The sequence below is a fragment of the Burkholderia sp. AU31624 genome (genome assembly GCF_020420065.1).
In the GTDB taxonomy this organism is placed as follows: Bacteria; Pseudomonadota; Gammaproteobacteria; order Burkholderiales; family Burkholderiaceae; genus Burkholderia.
Map to the genome: position 1 here is coordinate 772,357 of NZ_JAIZRT010000002.1, position 15,795 is coordinate 788,151.

Genomic DNA, 15,795 nt, shown 5'->3' on the forward strand with positions numbered 1-15,795 from the left:
TTCCAGCGGTTTGTTTTCTAAGCAGAGGCGAGAATCGCGATGGCAAAGACGACAGGCGGAAAGAAAGCAACAGGCAAGGGCTCGACGGAGCCGACCAAAAAGGTCACAGCGGCCAAGTCTGCTTCTTCCACCAGGACAACGTCTTCAGCCACGTCAGCCCCAGCAGGAAAGAAAACCGCGGCCGGCACTGCTCAGGCTGCGCCGGCGCCGGCAGCCAGAACACGGGCTGCCGCCAGACCCGACTCCGGGCCGGCCAAGCCGGCGGCGAAGCGGGCAAGTGCGAAAAGCGCAAGGGACACGACTGCCGCCGCGGACGAAACGGCAGTACGTACTACTCATGCACCCACGGTTCAACCGGCTGTCGTCCAGCAGCCGCGAGTCGATATAGCCGGTACGGCGAACTCCATGACCAAAAAGCTGAACGAAGTATCCGTCGAAGACGACGCAAATCAGAGCGACGAGCAGCCCGCAGCAGCAGCGGCGGCTGCACCGGGCAAATCCAAGGTGCGCGATCGTCGCGCCAAGGAAAAGGCGCTGCTGAAGGAAGCGTTCGCGACGAGCACGCCGGGTACGGCCGAGGAGCTCGAAGAGCGCCGCGTGAAACTGCGCGCGCTGATCAAGCTCGGCAAGGAGCGCGGCTTCCTGACGTACGCCGAAATCAACGACCACCTGCCGGACAACTTCACCGAGACCGAAGCCCTCGAGGGCATCATCGGCACGTTCAACGACATGGGCGTGGCGGTCTACGAGCAGGCGCCGGACGCGGAAACGCTGCTCCTGAACGACAACGCGCCCGCCGCGTCGTCGGACGATGAAGTCGAAGAGGAAGCGGAAGTCGCGCTGTCCACCGTCGATTCGGAATTCGGCCGCACGACCGATCCGGTCCGGATGTACATGCGTGAAATGGGCACGGTCGAGCTGCTCACGCGCGAAGGCGAAATCGAGATCGCGAAGCGGATCGAGGACGGCCTGCGTCACATGGTGATGGCCATCTCCGCGTGCCCGACGACGATCGCCGACATCCTCGCGATGGCCGAACGCGTCGCGAACGAAGAGATCCGCGTCGACGAGCTCGTCGACGGCCTGCTCGATCCGAATGCTTCGGACTCCGCCGATACCGACGGCTTCTCCGCGAAGGAAGCGGAAGCCATCGAGAACGAGGACGAGGAAGCCGAAGAGGAAGAGGAAGAAGAGGAAGAGGAGGAAGATGACGGTGCCGCGCAGGCATCGGCCAACGCCGCCCAGCTCGAAGCCCTCAAGCGTGCGTCGCTCGAGAAGTTCTCGCAGATCAGCGAGTGGTTCGACAAGATGCGCCGCGCATTCGAAAAGGAAGGCTACAAGTCGAAGGCCTACCTGAAGGCGCAGGAAACGATCCAGACCGAACTGATGACGATCCGCTTCACCGCGCGTACCGTCGAACGCCTGTGCGACACGCTGCGTGCGCAGGTGGACGAAGTGCGTCAGGTCGAACGCCAGATCCTGCACATCGTCGTCGACAAGTGCGGCATGCCGCGCTCGGAATTCATCGCGCGCTTCCCGGGCAGCGAGACCGATCTCGACTGGGCCGAGAAGATCATGGCCGAAGGCCATTCGTACAGCGCGGTGCTGTCGCGTAACATCCCGGCGATCCGCGAACAGCAGCAGCGCCTGCTCGACCTGCAGGCGCGCGTCGTGCTGCCGCTGAAGGACCTGAAGGAAACCAACCGCCAGATGGCGGCCGGCGAACTGAAGGCGCGCCAGGCGAAGCGCGAAATGACCGAGGCGAACCTGCGTCTCGTGATCTCGATCGCGAAGAAGTACACGAACCGCGGCCTGCAGTTCCTCGACCTGATCCAGGAAGGCAACATCGGCCTGATGAAGGCGGTGGACAAGTTCGAATACCGTCGTGGCTACAAGTTCTCGACCTATGCGACGTGGTGGATCCGTCAGGCCATCACGCGTTCGATCGCGGACCAGGCGCGCACGATCCGTATTCCGGTTCACATGATCGAGACGATCAACAAGATGAACCGCATCTCGCGGCAGATCCTGCAGGAAACCGGTCTCGAGCCGGATCCGGCAACGCTCGCCGAGAAGATGGAGATGCCGGAAGACAAGATCCGCAAGATCATGAAGATCGCGAAGGAGCCGATCTCGATGGAAACGCCGATCGGTGACGACGACGATTCCCATCTCGGCGACTTCATCGAGGACACCAACACGGTCGCGCCGGCGGATGCCGCGCTGCATGCGAGCATGCGTGACGTCGTGAAGGACGTGCTCGATTCGCTGACGCCGCGCGAGGCGAAGGTGCTGCGGATGCGCTTCGGTATCGAGATGAGCACCGATCACACGCTCGAGGAAGTCGGCAAGCAGTTCGACGTCACGCGTGAGCGGATCCGCCAGATCGAGGCCAAGGCGCTGCGCAAGCTGCGTCACCCGAGCCGTTCCGACAAGCTGAAGTCGTTCCTCGAAGGGAACTGATTTCCAGCGTCTCTGCTGCGAACGCCGCCGGCATCCGCGTGATGCCGGTGGCGTTTCTCTCCTTTGTTGTTACAATGCCGGCCCGGCTTCTTCGTCGGGGCAGCGTGTGACATGCTTCGCTTCTCATCAGGGCTTGTAGCTCAGCGGTTAGAGCAGTCGACTCATAATCGATTGGTCGCGGGTTCGAACCCCGCCGGGCCCACCAGATTTCATGCGCGCGTTCGCGCGGCATGCCGAAAACCCGCGATGGCTTCATGCGTCGCGGGTTTTTCTTTGTGCGGATGCGAGACGAACGTCGTAATCAGGAAAGTACCGAGAGGGTGCCGCGTCGTCGTCAATCGAAGTATGCTGTAGCGCGGCCGTTTCACACGCGATACCGATTGCGGCCCAAGGCAAGCCAAACAGCCCCGCGATCCATCCGGCGGCGAGAACAAACAGACTTCGGCCGGGAGTGGGACGGCAATCATGACCATGCTGCGTTCGTGGGGTGCGCTTCTTTCGTTGCTGGCGCTCGTTGCATGCGCGAGCCTGCCCCCGCAGGCCGAGCGCGTGCCGACGCACGCGTACACCGATACGGACAATACTCGGCTGGGCGTCGCGTTCCAGAAGCAGGCCCGTGTGCACCCCGGGCAGGACGCGTTTCATCTGCTGACCGATCCGGTCGATGCGCTGGATGCGCGCGTGCTGCTCGCCGATCGCGCGGACCGCTCGCTCGACCTTCAGTACTACATCTGGCATGACGACCTGACCGGGCACGAGTTGGCCGACGCGATCATCCGCGCGGCCGATCGCGGCGTGCGCGTCCGCGCGCTGCTCGACGACCTCGGCACGAACGCGGACGACCGCAAGCTGCTCGAGATCAGTTCACATCCGAACATCGAGATCCGGCTCTTCAACCCGGTTGCCACGCGCCGGTTCAAGAAGATCGGCACCGTGTTCGAGTTCTCGCGCGTCAACCGGCGCATGCACAACAAGGCGATGATCGCGGACAACCAGGCGGCGATCGTCGGTGGCCGCAATATCGGCGACGAGTATTTCGGCGCATCGTCGATGCTGGAGTTCGGCGATCTCGACGTTGTCGTTCACGGCCCGGTCGTGAAGGACATCTCGACCGAATTCGATACGTTCTGGAATTCCCCGTACGCGTATCCGATCAGCGCGCTGGTCGGGCATGATGCGGCGCCGGGCGGGCTGGACCGCGAGCGCGAACGGTTGCGCGACTACCTGAGAGCCATGGAAGACAATCCGTACGTGCTCGAGGCCAGGCAGCGGCTCGACCGGATCGTTCATGGGCAGGGCACCGAACTGTCGTGGGGGCACGCGACGGTGCTGTACGACGATCCGTCGAAGATCGCACACGCGCCGAAGGACAGCGACGGACACCTGATGCCGCAATTGCGGGCGCTCGCATTGCAGCCCGAACATGACCTGCTGATCGTGTCGCCGTACTTCGTGCCGGGCAAGGAGGTCGTCGAGCGGCTGCGCGCGCTCACGGCGCGCGGTGTGCGCGTCACGGTGCTGACCAACTCGCTCGCGTCGACCGACGTGGCGGCCGTCCATGCGGGCTACCGGCACTACCGAAGCGATCTCGTGACCGCCGGCGTGCGGCTTTACGAGCGGCGGCCGTCGGGTGACAAGAGCATTTCGAAGCAGGTCATCATCGGGTCGTCGCGTGCGTCGTTGCATGCGAAGACCTACGTGTTCGATCACAAGAGTATTTTCATCGGGTCGATGAATCTCGATCCGCGCTCGCTGAACCTCAATACGGAGATCGGCGTTTACTGCGAGAGTCCGGCGATTGCGTCGCAGGTGGCCAACGATCTGGAGGCACGGCTCGATCGCATCGCGTGGCGGGTAGAGCTGAGGACCGATCCGGCGGGCAAAGGGCGGCTCAAGTGGATGCAGACCGATTCGGACGGGAAGGTCACCGAGCTCGATCACGAACCGGAAGTGTCCGCGGCGCGGCGGATGGAAGTCTGGTTCCTCGGGCTGTTTCCGCTCGAGTCGCAACTGTGAGCACCGATGCCGCGCGCACCATTCAGCAACGCGTGCGGCCGTGCTGCTCGATGACGGCCGCGAGCTGCCTCGTCGCGGTCTCGATCGTCGTGTCGCTCAGCCCCGAGTATCCGAGCACGAAGCCGTTGTACGGCCGGCCGTCGCCGACCCGATAGCGGCTCAGCGGCTGTAGCAGCAGGCCATGCGCGGCTGCGGCGCGGGCGACGTCGGTATCCTGCAGCGGCATCGCGAGATCCGCCGACAGATGCATGCCGCCCGGGCTTTCGCGAACGCTCAGCACGGCGCCGAGGTGGCAGGCGAGTGCGGCTTCGAGGCTGCTCCGCCGCTCGGCGTACAGCGTCCTCATTCGGCGCAGGTGTCGTGCAAAGAGGCCGGTATCGATGAATTCAGCCATCGCCAGTTGATCGGCCGAGTGGCCGCGATGGACGAGTTCGCGCAGCGTGCGGGTGAAGCGGTCGACCAGCGTCGGCGGTACCACCATGAAGCCGAGTCGAAGGGCGGGAAACATCGTCTTGCTGAAGGTGCCGAGATAGCAGACCGGTGCGTCGGCATCGAGGCCCTGGATCGCGGGCAGCGGCTGGCCGCCGTGGCGGAACTCGCTGTCGTAATCGTCCTCGATGATCCACGCGCCGCACGCACGTGCGCGCGTGACAAGCGCCGTGCGCCGCTGGGGGCTCATCAGTGCGCCAAGCGGGTATTGGTGCGACGGTGTCGTATAGATCAGCCGGGGCGGCCGGGTGTGCCATTGTTCGTCGGTTGGCGCCATGCCTTCGTGATCGACCTCGATCGGCACGAGATCCAGGCCGGTCGACCGGAATGCGGTTCGGGCGCCGTTGTAACAGGGATTCTCTAGCCAGCCATATTCACCGGGATTCGCCAGCATGCGCGCGCACAGTTCGAGGCTGCTTTGCGTGCCGTCGGTGATGAATACCTGGCCTGTTTCGCAGCGCACGCCGCGCGAGACCCGGATGTAGGCGGCCACGGCACGCCGCAATTCGGGCAGCCCTTCGACCGGGCCGTAGGCGAGCTGCGCGGGCTTGATGACTTTCCATGCGCGCTCGATGCAACGGCGCCATTGGGCGACGGGGAATTCATCGAGCGAAGGGAGGCCGGGCACGAACGGCAGCATGCATTCGGGTTCGGGGTCGGCGTTCTCCAGCCCGTGCACACGCTCGGACAATCGAACCGAGGCCGGGCCGCGTTCGGGCTCTGTGCTGGAACGGTCGCACCCGTCCCATAGTGTGATCGTCCCGTTGCGCGTGGCCGCCACGAAGCCTTCTTCGGCAAGGCGCTCGTACGCATAGACCGCCGAGTTACGCGCGATGCCCAGCTCGGCCGCGAGCACGCGCGTCGACACGAGCCGCGTGCCGGGCGGGATGTGCCCGTCCAGCAGCATGTTGCGCAGGCTCCGGTAGAGGGCTTCCTGCTGGCTGTGGCGTGTCGTGCCGTCCTGTCTGGAAAGCGATGAGACGAGCAGCGCGAGATCCATGGGCTGGTTCCAGATTTTTTGGGTGAGCTGGTTCTTTTGAAGATGCGACGCGCGTCGTATCGTTCACGTTCCCGTGGCGCCAGTCGGTGCGCGGGCATGTGCAGCGATCGTCACGGATAGGCGCGTGTGCGTATTTTGATCGATTTGGAAAGCGACTGTCGATGGGCCGATCGACCGGTCATTCGCGCGTGCAAGCTGTAGTGTTCGATGTCGTTAACTTCGTAGTGCCAATATATTTGGAGTGAACGCCTGCGCGTTGCCGAAACGCGGGCCGCTCGATGCGCGCAAGGGCGTGCAAACAGGAAAACGAAACATGCAAGACCAGACCGTCATCTCCCCCACATCCCGCACCACCATTCGCCGCCTGCCGGAGCTGGCAAGCCGCGATCGCGAGGTGCTTCATCGCATCGTGGACGAGGCTTACGTGTGCCACATCGCATTCGGTTCGGGCGAGGACATACACTGCATCCCGACCGCGCACTGGAGACGGGGCGATTACCTCTATATTCACGGGTCGAACGGCAGCCGGATGATCAAGGCGCTGGCGGCGGGCATGCCGGCCTCCGTCGCGGTGACGTTGCTGGACGGTCTCGTGTTGGCCAGGTCGGCCTTCAACCATTCGATGAATTACCGATCCGCGGTGATCTACGGGCGGTTCGAGATGGTGGAGCGTAGTGCGGACAAGCTGGCGGCGCTGGATGCATTGATGGACAAGATCGCTCCGGGTCGCAAGCATGACGCGCGGCCCGGCAACGACAAGGAAATCAATGCGACCAGCGTGCTGCGGATTGCGCTTGCGGAAGCAGCCGTGAAGGTCAGCGACTCAATGCCGTCCGACAAGGACGAAGATCTCGCGCTTGCTGTCTGGACGGGGATCCTGCCGCTGAAGATGACGCGCGGTGCGCCGGTCCATGCCGAGGGCAGCGTGCCGGTGCCGGATTATGTCCGGAACTGGGAGGAGTAAGTTGCACGGCACCGCCGTGCGGTTTCGCTGAAAACGGTGGCGCGCGGAATGTCGTGCCGAGCGGGGTTCGCACGCCAACGAGACGCGGTGTCGCCAGCCGGCAGTGCGAAACCCGCGCTGCCGGCTGGCGTGCATTTCACTCGGTGCGATGCTCATGCGTCTCGTGTGGCGGATGCGACGCCGCAGGGTGCGGATGCGGTGCCGGTGCGTGCTCGGGGGCCGGTTGCCGCGGCTGCGCTGCCGCGTGTTCCTGCGGCTGCGCTTCGTTGTGCGGTGGCGCCTCTTTGCGCACTTGCTGCTGAGTCTCGTTGCGTTGCTGCATGGCTTCGCGCTGCCGTTGCTGTTCCGCATTGTGTTGCTGCAACGCCTCGCGCTGCTGTTGCTCCGCTGCGTTGTGTTGCTGCATTTCCTCACGTTGCTGCTGCTGCGCGGCGTTGTGCTGTTGCATCGCCTCGCGTTGCTGCTGAGCTTCGTTGCGCTGTTGCTGCTGCAATTGCTGCTGCTGGGCGGCCGCACGATTTTCCTGCGCGGCGTGTGCCTGCTGCATGGCCTGCTGCCGCTCTTCGCGCATCGCGCCGGGCGCATGCTGCGCGGGTGCCTCGGCATGCGGTTCGCTCACACGGTTCTGTGCGAACGCGCCAGGCGACGGGCGCGCGCCGGGGCGCGCGTCGTTCGCGCCGAAGTGCGGCATCGTCATCGGCACGGCGCCCGGGCGTTGCTCCATGGCCTGCCCGCGCATCGGCGCCGCACCCGGCTGCATCGTGTTGCGTTCGATCGTCGTGTTCGTCGTATTGTTGGTGACGTTGCCGCCGTAGTTGTTCGTGATTCGCGTGTTGCGGATGTTGGTGATGTTGTTGATCACGGTGGTCGACTTCGACACGTACGTGGTGTGGTTGTACACCACGGCCGGGCGCTCCCAGCCGTCGTTCCTGCGGGGGCCTTCCGGACGCGGCGCGCCCCAGTTCATGCCCCATGCATGCCAGCCCCAGTCGTGGTGCCCGAAGATCGCGGCGCCGACGGCGATGCCGACGCCGAACGTGATCACGCCGGCCGCAACGACTTCCCCCGTGCTGTATGAAGGCGGCCGGTACACGTAGCCGGGGTACGCCGAAACCGGTTCGCCGTAGACGACCGTCGGGTTGTACGACGGGACATAGACGACGTCGGGCTGTGCCGACTCGATCTCGATGGCCTGCGCGGGGGGCGGCACGATCGCCGGCCCGGCGTAGACGACGGGCGCATCGTTGGCCGGCGTATAGCCGGTCGGTGCGGCCTGCGCGACTTGCGTGACCCGCATCTGGCCGCCCGAGCGGAGATGACCGGACGTCTGCGCGCGCTGGCGCATCACCTGGATCGCGTTCATCACGTCGGTGGGGTCGTTGTAGTAGGCCTGACCGAGCGACGTGGTCCAGGCCGGGTTCGATGCCATCTGCGACAGCACCGCCGGGAACGCGGTCAATGCCTTGACGGAAGGATCCCACGGCTGCGTATCGGCGGCGGTGGCGAGTGGCTGTCCCTTCAACGACGGATTCTGCATGACCCAGTTATTGGCGGCCGTGACCTGGTCCGGATACGTTGCACCCGCCAGCACCAGCGCGACGAGCTTGTCGGGGAACAGTGCGATCGGCGCGACCATCTGGTAGAGCTGGTCGGCAGTCGGCGGCGTGTAGGCGACGGGCGTCGAGGCGGGCTGGGCCGCGGCGGCCGCGCTTGCGTCGCTGGCCGGAGCGGCGGCGCTGCTGTCGCCGTTCTTGTTGCAGGCCGAGAGGCCGAGCAGCGACACGATGAGGGACGACGCGAGCAGCGTTCTGACGGGGCGGTGTGCACGTGTGTTGTTCATGTTGTTCGTTCAGGGTTGTGTCGGCGTTGGCAGGCACGCGGGCCGCGCGATCGGCTTGAGCACTGTGCCGCGGCCGTCAGCGCATGCTCCGGGGGCATCGGCCGGGGCCGGCGGCAGGGTCGTGCTCGCAGGGTGGTTGTCCCGCGACGAATCGATATATCCAGTTAAACGCACGACACGCGCGGAAGTTGTCTGCGTGTTGTGTAACAGTGTGTACCTTGCAGTCCGTAAGCGGGTCGATGCTGCCCGGGTAATGGACATGAAAGTTGCTTGCGCAACGATTGCAAGGTTGGCGAGGGCATCGCCGCGCCGAAGGCTGCGCCTCGAGACTGCGCGGAATACAAAAAACCCGCGAAGGCCTTGCGGCCCCCACGGGTTGTTCAAGCGATCACATCCGGTTCCATGCATGCGTTGCGGTGCGCACGCGGAACCGGGGCAGTCATCGATCCATCAGCGTGCGAAATCCGACGTGCTCTGGATGAACGTGTTCAGCTTCGAGATGTTCACGCTGCCGAAGCCCGTCGTCGCGTCCCAGCCGGCCTTTGCCTTGTAGCCGTAGGTGCCGCTGCCGTTGTTGCCGGACGTGACGTCGTGCAGCAGTGCCGCGTTGCTCGGGAAGTACTTGTAGAAGCTCGACGCGGGAAACCCGAGCGCATTGTTGTTGGCGGACTGCAAGCGCGCCCAGATGCCCGTGAAGATCGGCGCGGCGAGGCTCGTGCCGCCTTCGTTGTTGAGGTAGCCCGAGCCCCACAGCGTGTTGGACGTCTGGCCGTTGACGACGAGAATCGCGCCGGTGCGCAGGTCCGCGTCGAAGCCGACGTCAGGCAGTGCGCGCTTGGTCGAGCCCGTGAGGCTCGACGATTGCCACGACGGCGCGGCTTCGTACTTGCTGTACCCGCCGCCCGTCGACCACACGGTGCCCGGCTGCCAGCTCGGATCGTTCCAGACGATCTCGCTGTTGTACGCGTTGGTCGACGTATTGGTGAACAGCGTCGTGCCGCCCACGGCGATCACGTACGGCGACGTTGCCGGCTCGCTCACCGTGTAGGTCGAGCGCGACGGCGTGCCGCTCGCACATTCGTACGCGCCATGGTCGCCGGCGGATACCGAGAAGGTCTGCCCCTGCGCGACTGCCTGCTTGAAGATGGTGTCGTCGGTGGCCTGCGAGCCGGTGCTGTTCGCGGACGATTCGCACACGCCGAGCGACACGTTGATCACCTTCGCGACGTTGTCGGTCACGGCCTTGTTGTACGCGGCGGTGATCGCCGTGAGCGTCATCGACGGTGCGACGTAGAACACGACCTGCTTCACGCTGCCGCCGGCCGCGCCGACGATCGACTGGCTGTCGAGGTTCCATTCGACGGTGCCGTCGGTGTCGGTGTACGAGCTGCCGGACGGGCCCGTCTTCACGATGCTGCTGCTGATCGTGCCGAGGCTGTTGTTTGCGGCGAACGTATTGAGGTCGCTTACCGTCTGCGACAGGTCGCCTTCGGAGATGATGCCGACGGTGGTCTGCGAGGCGGTCGGCGTGCCGTCGCCGCCGTAGATCGACGAGAATTCGGTCGGGTTGTGCGGCACCGCCGATGCGCCGGCCGGAATCGTCAGGTTGCTGGTGTTGCCTTGCGGCTGGCTGCCCGCGCCCGTGTGCATCAGCTCGACGTTCTGCAGGCCCAGTACCGAACCCACGACGCCGCCGATCGCGTTCGGCACTTGCGCTGCGTCGGTATTCGCGTAGACGCTGCGGCCGTTGCGCGTGAAGCGCTTGAGCGTCGTGCGGAACGCGGACTTGATGGTGGCCGCGGTGCCGGACGCGGAGACCAGCAGACGGTTCGGCGCGACGACGATGTTCACGAAGCCTGCCTTGCGCAGATGCGCGACGACCGAGGCGACCTGCTGGTCGGTCGGCGCATATTGCGACGCGAACTGCGCCGGCGTGAGGAACTGCCGGTAGTGCGGCGAACCAGGCGTATGCAGGTCGTGCAGATACTGGTCGAGTTGCGCCTCGTTGCGCAGGTTCAGCCCGAGCACGATGTCCACCGACTCGCCCGGCGCCATCTCGACGGCTGCTGCTGCAGCCGCCGCCGTGCTCGCGGCGGGCGCGCCGGCCGTACCGGCTTCGCTTTGCTGCACGAGCGGCAGGAAACCCTTGGTGTGCGTTTCCGTCCAGCCGGCCGCAGGCGCGGCGTGGGCCGTCGCCATGCCGAACGATGCGACTGCGGCGGCGGCGAATGCGAGTTTGACGAAGCGATTGTGCTTTTGATTCTTGTCTGCAACCTGATTCATTTGAATTACCCCTCCGGTTGAACATCGAACAGCACGAACAACAACGGTCGACAGCGGTGCGGGTCATGCACCGCCGATTTCTGTCGCACGCATGCGGATGGCACGGACGCGACAGGGCCTTTCGCCCGATCCGGAAAGGTGTCTTGTCTCCGGGAGCGAAATACGGAAAACGCGGTAACGGGAAGGCTGCGCCGCGATACGACGCAACTGCGCCGGACGGGGCGCGGGCGAGATTGCTAGAGCAACAGTTTCGTTGTCCTGCTCATTTGATTCGATCCTTCGGCCCGCTGCCGGATGGCAGTTGTCCAATGAGATGCATCGGGATGTTGCATCCGTCGGCGCGCGAACGATGTGGCCGGCGGCGAGCATTGCGGTACGGCGGAAGCAAAAATCGTAGAGCGGAAGCGATTGCGTAGTGAGCAATTCGTCAGATTGCTTGCATCGGACGGTATCAAGAACGAAAGCGAGGTGTCAAACTTTTTTTGATTATATGAAACTAAATTAAAGCGAATAGGTGAAATGTTTTTGAAAATATTGGCAGTGTTTTGTAATGTCCAGGGCCGCTAAAGAAAGTAATGCGGAATGCGATTTGCCGATCGTTTCCGGTTTGATGCGTAATGGGGCAATTGGCCGATCCTATTCGAGGCGGGACTCGAATCGCCGGACGCGGTGAAGCGAGGCGAGTCCGCGGGCATCAGGAAGCGGGGCATGAAGCTACTGCCTCGCACCTGCATGCCGCAGCGCATCCACGGCTTCCGTGTTGTCGTGCGACCGCGCGAGCTGCAGCAGCGACTGACCGCGCCGATCGACATGATTCGGATTCGCGCCACGCGCGACGAGGAGCGGAATCAGGTCGAATCGATTGAACAGCGTGGCGAATCCCAGCGCGGTTTCCCCGGCGCCGTTCGTCTGGTCGATCGGGCATGGCGTGTCGATCAGGCGCCGTGCGATGTCGGGTTCGTTCTTGAAGAGGGCGCCCATCAGCGCCGTGTTGCCGTGGCGGTCGCCGGCGCATGCGTTTGCGCCGGCCGACAGTAGATAGTCGAGCGCTGCCGGCTGGCCGTCGTAGGACGCGAGTATCACGGCCGTAAAGCCATGGCTGTCGGTGGCATCGACGGGATAGCCGGCGTCGTGCAATGCGCGCAGGATGTCGACGCGTCCGACGCGGGCGGCGTCGAACCAGTCGCCGTCGTAGCGGCGCAGCGCGGCGGGGTCGGCCGGCGCATACGCCGGCTGCTCGGGAAGGTGCGCGCAACCGGCGAGCGCGGCCAGCGCCAGGACTGCTGCGGTGGCGCGGATCGCGCGCGTCAGGCGTTCGGATTGCATGAGGATGTCCTGATGGGTGGGTAAGGTCGACGTGCGCGGCGCAACCCCGCACGTCGACGGCGACCGGAGTCGCGGGATCAGTTCTCGCTCAGCCTCGCGGCGAGCGCCTGCACTTGCCCGACGTCGGCGTGCACGGCCTGCGCGAGACGCGTGCCGTAGTCGGCATCGGCCTTGTAGAAGTACGACAGCATCGCGTACTGGTTGTGCGCGTTCGTCACCTTGCCGAGGTCGCCGGACAGCGCGGTGATCAGGTCGTCCCTGTCCTGCTGCGACAGGCTGCGGTAGTACTCGCCCGCCTGACGGAACCGCAGCTTCTTGTGGATCGCTTCCTGCTGCGTCGTGCCGTTGAGCGTCATGCGCACGGACTTGTATTGCGGATCCGGCGCGAGTTCATGCAGCGTCGACGGTTCGTAGTTCACCTCGCCCTTGCGGTCGCCGGCGTTCATCTTGCCGTCCTGGTTGTTGTTGACCACCGGCACGACGGGCCGGTTGATCGGCAGGTCCATGTAGTTCGCGCCGAGCCGGTACATCTGCGTGTCGGCGTACGCGAACAGCCGGTCCTGCAGCATCCGGTCTTCGGACGGCTCGATGCCGGGCACGAGTCGCGACGGCGCGAACGCCGATTCCTCGGTCGACTGGAAGTAGTTGTCGGGCACGCGGTTCAGCGTCATCGTGCCGATCTTGCGCTCGGGCACACCGGTCCACACCTTCGTGTCGTCCAGCGCATCGAAGTCGAAACGGTTCAGGTCCTGCTGCGTGAGCACCTGCACGTACAGATCCCACTTCGGGAAGTCGCCTTGCTTCAGCGCGCCGTACAGGTCGTTCGTCATCATGTTCCAGTCGCGCCCGATCGATGCATTGATGTCTTGCGGACGCAGGCCGTGCACGCCTTGCTGGCTCTTCCAGTGGAACTTCACGTAGTGCACGTCGCCGTGCGCATTGACGAACTTGAACGCGTGCACCGCGAAGCCGTCCATGTGACGATACGAATCGGGCATGCCGGCGTTCGTGTACAGCATCGTCAGCATGTTCGTCGCTTCGGGCGTGTGCGCGAAGAAGTCGAATGCGAGGTTCGGATCCTGCACGCCGGTCACGGCGCTCGGCTTGTTCGCGTGAACGAAGTCGGGGAACTTGATGCCGTCGCGAATGAAGAACACGGGCCAGTTGATGCCGACCATGTCCCAGTTGCCCTGTTGCGTATAGAACTTCACCGCGAAACCGCGCGGATCGCGCGCCTGTTCAGGCGAGCCGCGATAGCCCATCACGGTGGAGAAGCGCACGAACACGGGCGTGCGGGTGCCGGGTGTGAAGACCTTCGCTTTCGTCAGGTTCGAGATGTCGGCGGTCGGCACGAACTCGCCGAATGCGCCGGTGCCGCGTGCATGCACGACCCGTTCCGGAATGCGCTCGCGATCGAAGCGCTGCAGTTTCTCGATGAGTGCGGAGTCTTGCAGGAGCACGGGGCCGGCAGGGCCGGCCGTCTGCGAATTCTCGTTGTCGCCGACGGGGGCGCCCGTGTCTCGCGTGAGTTCGGCGGCATGGGGGGACGCGGAAAGTGCAACGCAGATCGCGGCGACCGCGTGTCTCAGCACGCGATGGGAGGATGAGGACATGACGATGGAACTCCTTGAATCCGATCGGTGGTGGGGAAGCCGACTGAATTAGAAGAGATCGTCAGACGATTGGCTAATTGATATTCGATATGTTTCCGATAGCGACGGCGTGCGTGCGGCGTGGGTGCGGCTCTCATCGACGCAGGCGATGAATATCGTTGCGTGCGCAATGAGTTGTTGCGTCGCGCGCCGTGAGGCGATCCACAAGTATCGAACGCGGGCGCTTTGGACTTGCGATCCACATTTCGAGCATCGGCGCCGCCGCAGTCTCGACAAACCTGGCCGTGCGGCACCGATCAACCGGACATCAACCCGCGCCCGCCTGCCACCCGAGCCCGAGGTTCTTCTGCAACGACACGTAGTCCTTGATCAGCTCGGCCTGCCCGGCGATCACGTTCTGCTGCGCGGCCAACGCTTCGCGTTGCGTATCGAGCAGGTCGATCATCGATGCGACGCCCGCGCGATAGCGCTCGTCCATCAGCGATCGGGAATGCATGGCCGACGTCTGCACCTTGGTGAGTGCAACGACATGCTCGCGCTGGTGCCCGTAACGCTGCAATGCCGTGTTGGCATCCTGCAGGGCGCCGAGCACCGCCTTCTGATAGTTCGCTTCCGCCTCGTCTCGCGATGCCTCGGCCGCGCGCACCGCACCGCGCGTACGCCCGAAGTCGAGAATGTTCCATTGCAGATACGGCGCGCCGACCCAGGTGAAGTTCTGCTTGCGGAACAGGTGGCCCGGGTCCGCCGCGCTGAAACCGAGGTCGCCGAGCAGCGTCACCTTCGGGAAATAGTCGGCGACGTGCTCGCCGATCTGCGCATTGCTCGATGCGAGCCGGCGCTCGGCCGCGCGAATGTCGGGGCGCTGTTTCAGCAGCGTGGCCGGATCGCCGATCGCGACGCTGCCGGGTAGCGTCGGCAACGGCGCATCCGATGTCGACAACGCCGCGTCGAGCGCACCGGGTGCGCGGCCCGTCAGGATCGCGAGCCGGTCGAGCGATTCCGTCACCTGCGCGTCGAGCGGGATCAGCGATGCACGCGTGTTTTCGACTTGCGTCGTCAGGCGTTCGATGTCGGCATCGGCGGCAACGCCACGCGCGCGACGCTGCTGCGTGAGTTCGAGCATCTTCTGCTGCAGCTCGGCAGTGCGCCGCGACAACGCAAGCCGCTGCTGTTGATCGCGCAGGTCGATGTACGCGTTGGCGACTTCGGCCGTGATCGACACCTGCGTGTCGGCGAGATCGGCGTCGACCGCTTCCGCTTGCGCAGATGCCGCTTCGACCGCGCGGCGCGTGCCGCCGAACAGGTCGATTTCCCAGGTTGCGTCGAAGCCTGCCGAATAGAGCTGCAGCGGGCCCGAGCCACCCAGCGACGGCGAGGTGCCGCCCGATTGGCTCGAACCGTTCGACGGCAGCAGCGAACCGAGTGCGCTGACGTCCGGCTCGCGCATGCGGATGGCGGCGACGGTGGCGGACGACTTCGGCAACTGGGCCGCACGTTGTTGCGCGAGCTGCGCGCGCGATGCGCGCAAGCGGGCTTGTGCCGCGTGCAGATCGGGGTTGTACGCGAGCGCGGCGGTGATCAGGTCGTCGAGCTGGCGATCGTCGAGCGCGTGCCACCATGCGCTCGGCGCGGGCGCCGCGGGGTCGACGCCGGTGGCCGGCGCGCGCACGAAGGTCGGCGCATCCGGCGCGGCGGGCGCGCCGCGATAGTCGGGGCCGACCGTGCAGCCGGCGAGCAGGCACGCGGCCGCGCACAGCGTGAGCGCGGGGCGGCGGGGCAGGGAGAAGGGTTTCATCGCGTA

The 15,795-nt window shown here is 64.9% G+C and carries 9 protein-coding genes and 1 tRNA gene; 4 read left to right on the forward strand and 6 right to left on the reverse strand.

Annotated elements, in window-relative coordinates; genetic code table 11:
• Positions 1–39 precede the first annotated feature (39 nt).
• From rpoD to LGM89_RS08795, 3 genes are all read left to right on the forward strand, one after another.
• On the forward strand, positions 40–2,463 hold the full coding sequence (rpoD, locus tag LGM89_RS08785) for an RNA polymerase sigma factor RpoD (protein ID WP_175864840.1): 2,424 nt from the start codon (positions 40–42) through the stop codon (positions 2,461–2,463).
• A gap of 129 nt (positions 2,464–2,592) precedes the next feature.
• A tRNA-Ile gene (locus LGM89_RS08790) sits at positions 2,593–2,668 on the forward strand.
• A gap of 260 nt (positions 2,669–2,928) precedes the next feature.
• Positions 2,929–4,479, forward strand: coding sequence for a phospholipase D family protein (locus LGM89_RS08795; RefSeq protein WP_226272854.1), 1,551 nt, complete (start codon positions 2,929–2,931; stop codon positions 4,477–4,479).
• A gap of 22 nt (positions 4,480–4,501) precedes the next feature.
• On the opposite strand, the gene LGM89_RS08800 is transcribed toward LGM89_RS08795, so the two are convergent.
• Positions 4,502–5,968, reverse strand: coding sequence for a PLP-dependent aminotransferase family protein (locus LGM89_RS08800; protein WP_089497397.1), 1,467 nt, complete (start codon positions 5,966–5,968; stop codon positions 4,502–4,504).
• A 313-nt stretch (positions 5,969–6,281) separates the two neighbouring features.
• Here LGM89_RS08800 and LGM89_RS08805 point away from each other — a divergent pair, with 313 nt between their 5' ends.
• The gene (locus LGM89_RS08805; protein ID WP_089497396.1) at positions 6,282–6,932 is read left to right on the forward strand and encodes a pyridoxamine 5'-phosphate oxidase family protein; all 651 of its coding nucleotides are present in this window, start codon (positions 6,282–6,284) and stop codon (positions 6,930–6,932) included.
• Between the two features lie 136 nt (positions 6,933–7,068).
• On the opposite strand, the gene LGM89_RS08810 is transcribed toward LGM89_RS08805, so the two are convergent.
• The 5 genes from LGM89_RS08810 to LGM89_RS08830 form a co-directional block, all read right to left on the reverse strand.
• Positions 7,069–8,772, reverse strand: a complete 1,704-nt coding sequence (locus LGM89_RS08810) for a DUF3300 domain-containing protein (protein WP_226272855.1) — start codon at positions 8,770–8,772, stop codon at positions 7,069–7,071.
• A 450-nt stretch (positions 8,773–9,222) separates the two neighbouring features.
• Complete coding sequence (locus LGM89_RS08815; RefSeq protein ID WP_226272856.1) at positions 9,223–11,055, reverse strand: protease pro-enzyme activation domain-containing protein; 1,833 nt, start codon at positions 11,053–11,055, stop codon at positions 9,223–9,225.
• A gap of 714 nt (positions 11,056–11,769) precedes the next feature.
• Complete coding sequence (locus LGM89_RS08820) at positions 11,770–12,381, reverse strand: ankyrin repeat domain-containing protein (RefSeq protein WP_226204052.1); 612 nt, start codon at positions 12,379–12,381, stop codon at positions 11,770–11,772.
• Between the two features lie 77 nt (positions 12,382–12,458).
• A complete protein-coding gene (locus tag LGM89_RS08825) occupies positions 12,459–13,994 on the reverse strand; it encodes a catalase (RefSeq protein WP_226272857.1) in 1,536 nt (511 codons plus the stop codon).
• Between the two features lie 307 nt (positions 13,995–14,301).
• Positions 14,302–15,789: an efflux transporter outer membrane subunit gene (locus LGM89_RS08830; protein WP_226272858.1), complete on the reverse strand. Its 1,488-nt coding sequence runs from the start codon at positions 15,787–15,789 to the stop codon at positions 14,302–14,304.
• Between the last annotated feature and the right edge of the window lie 6 nt (positions 15,790–15,795).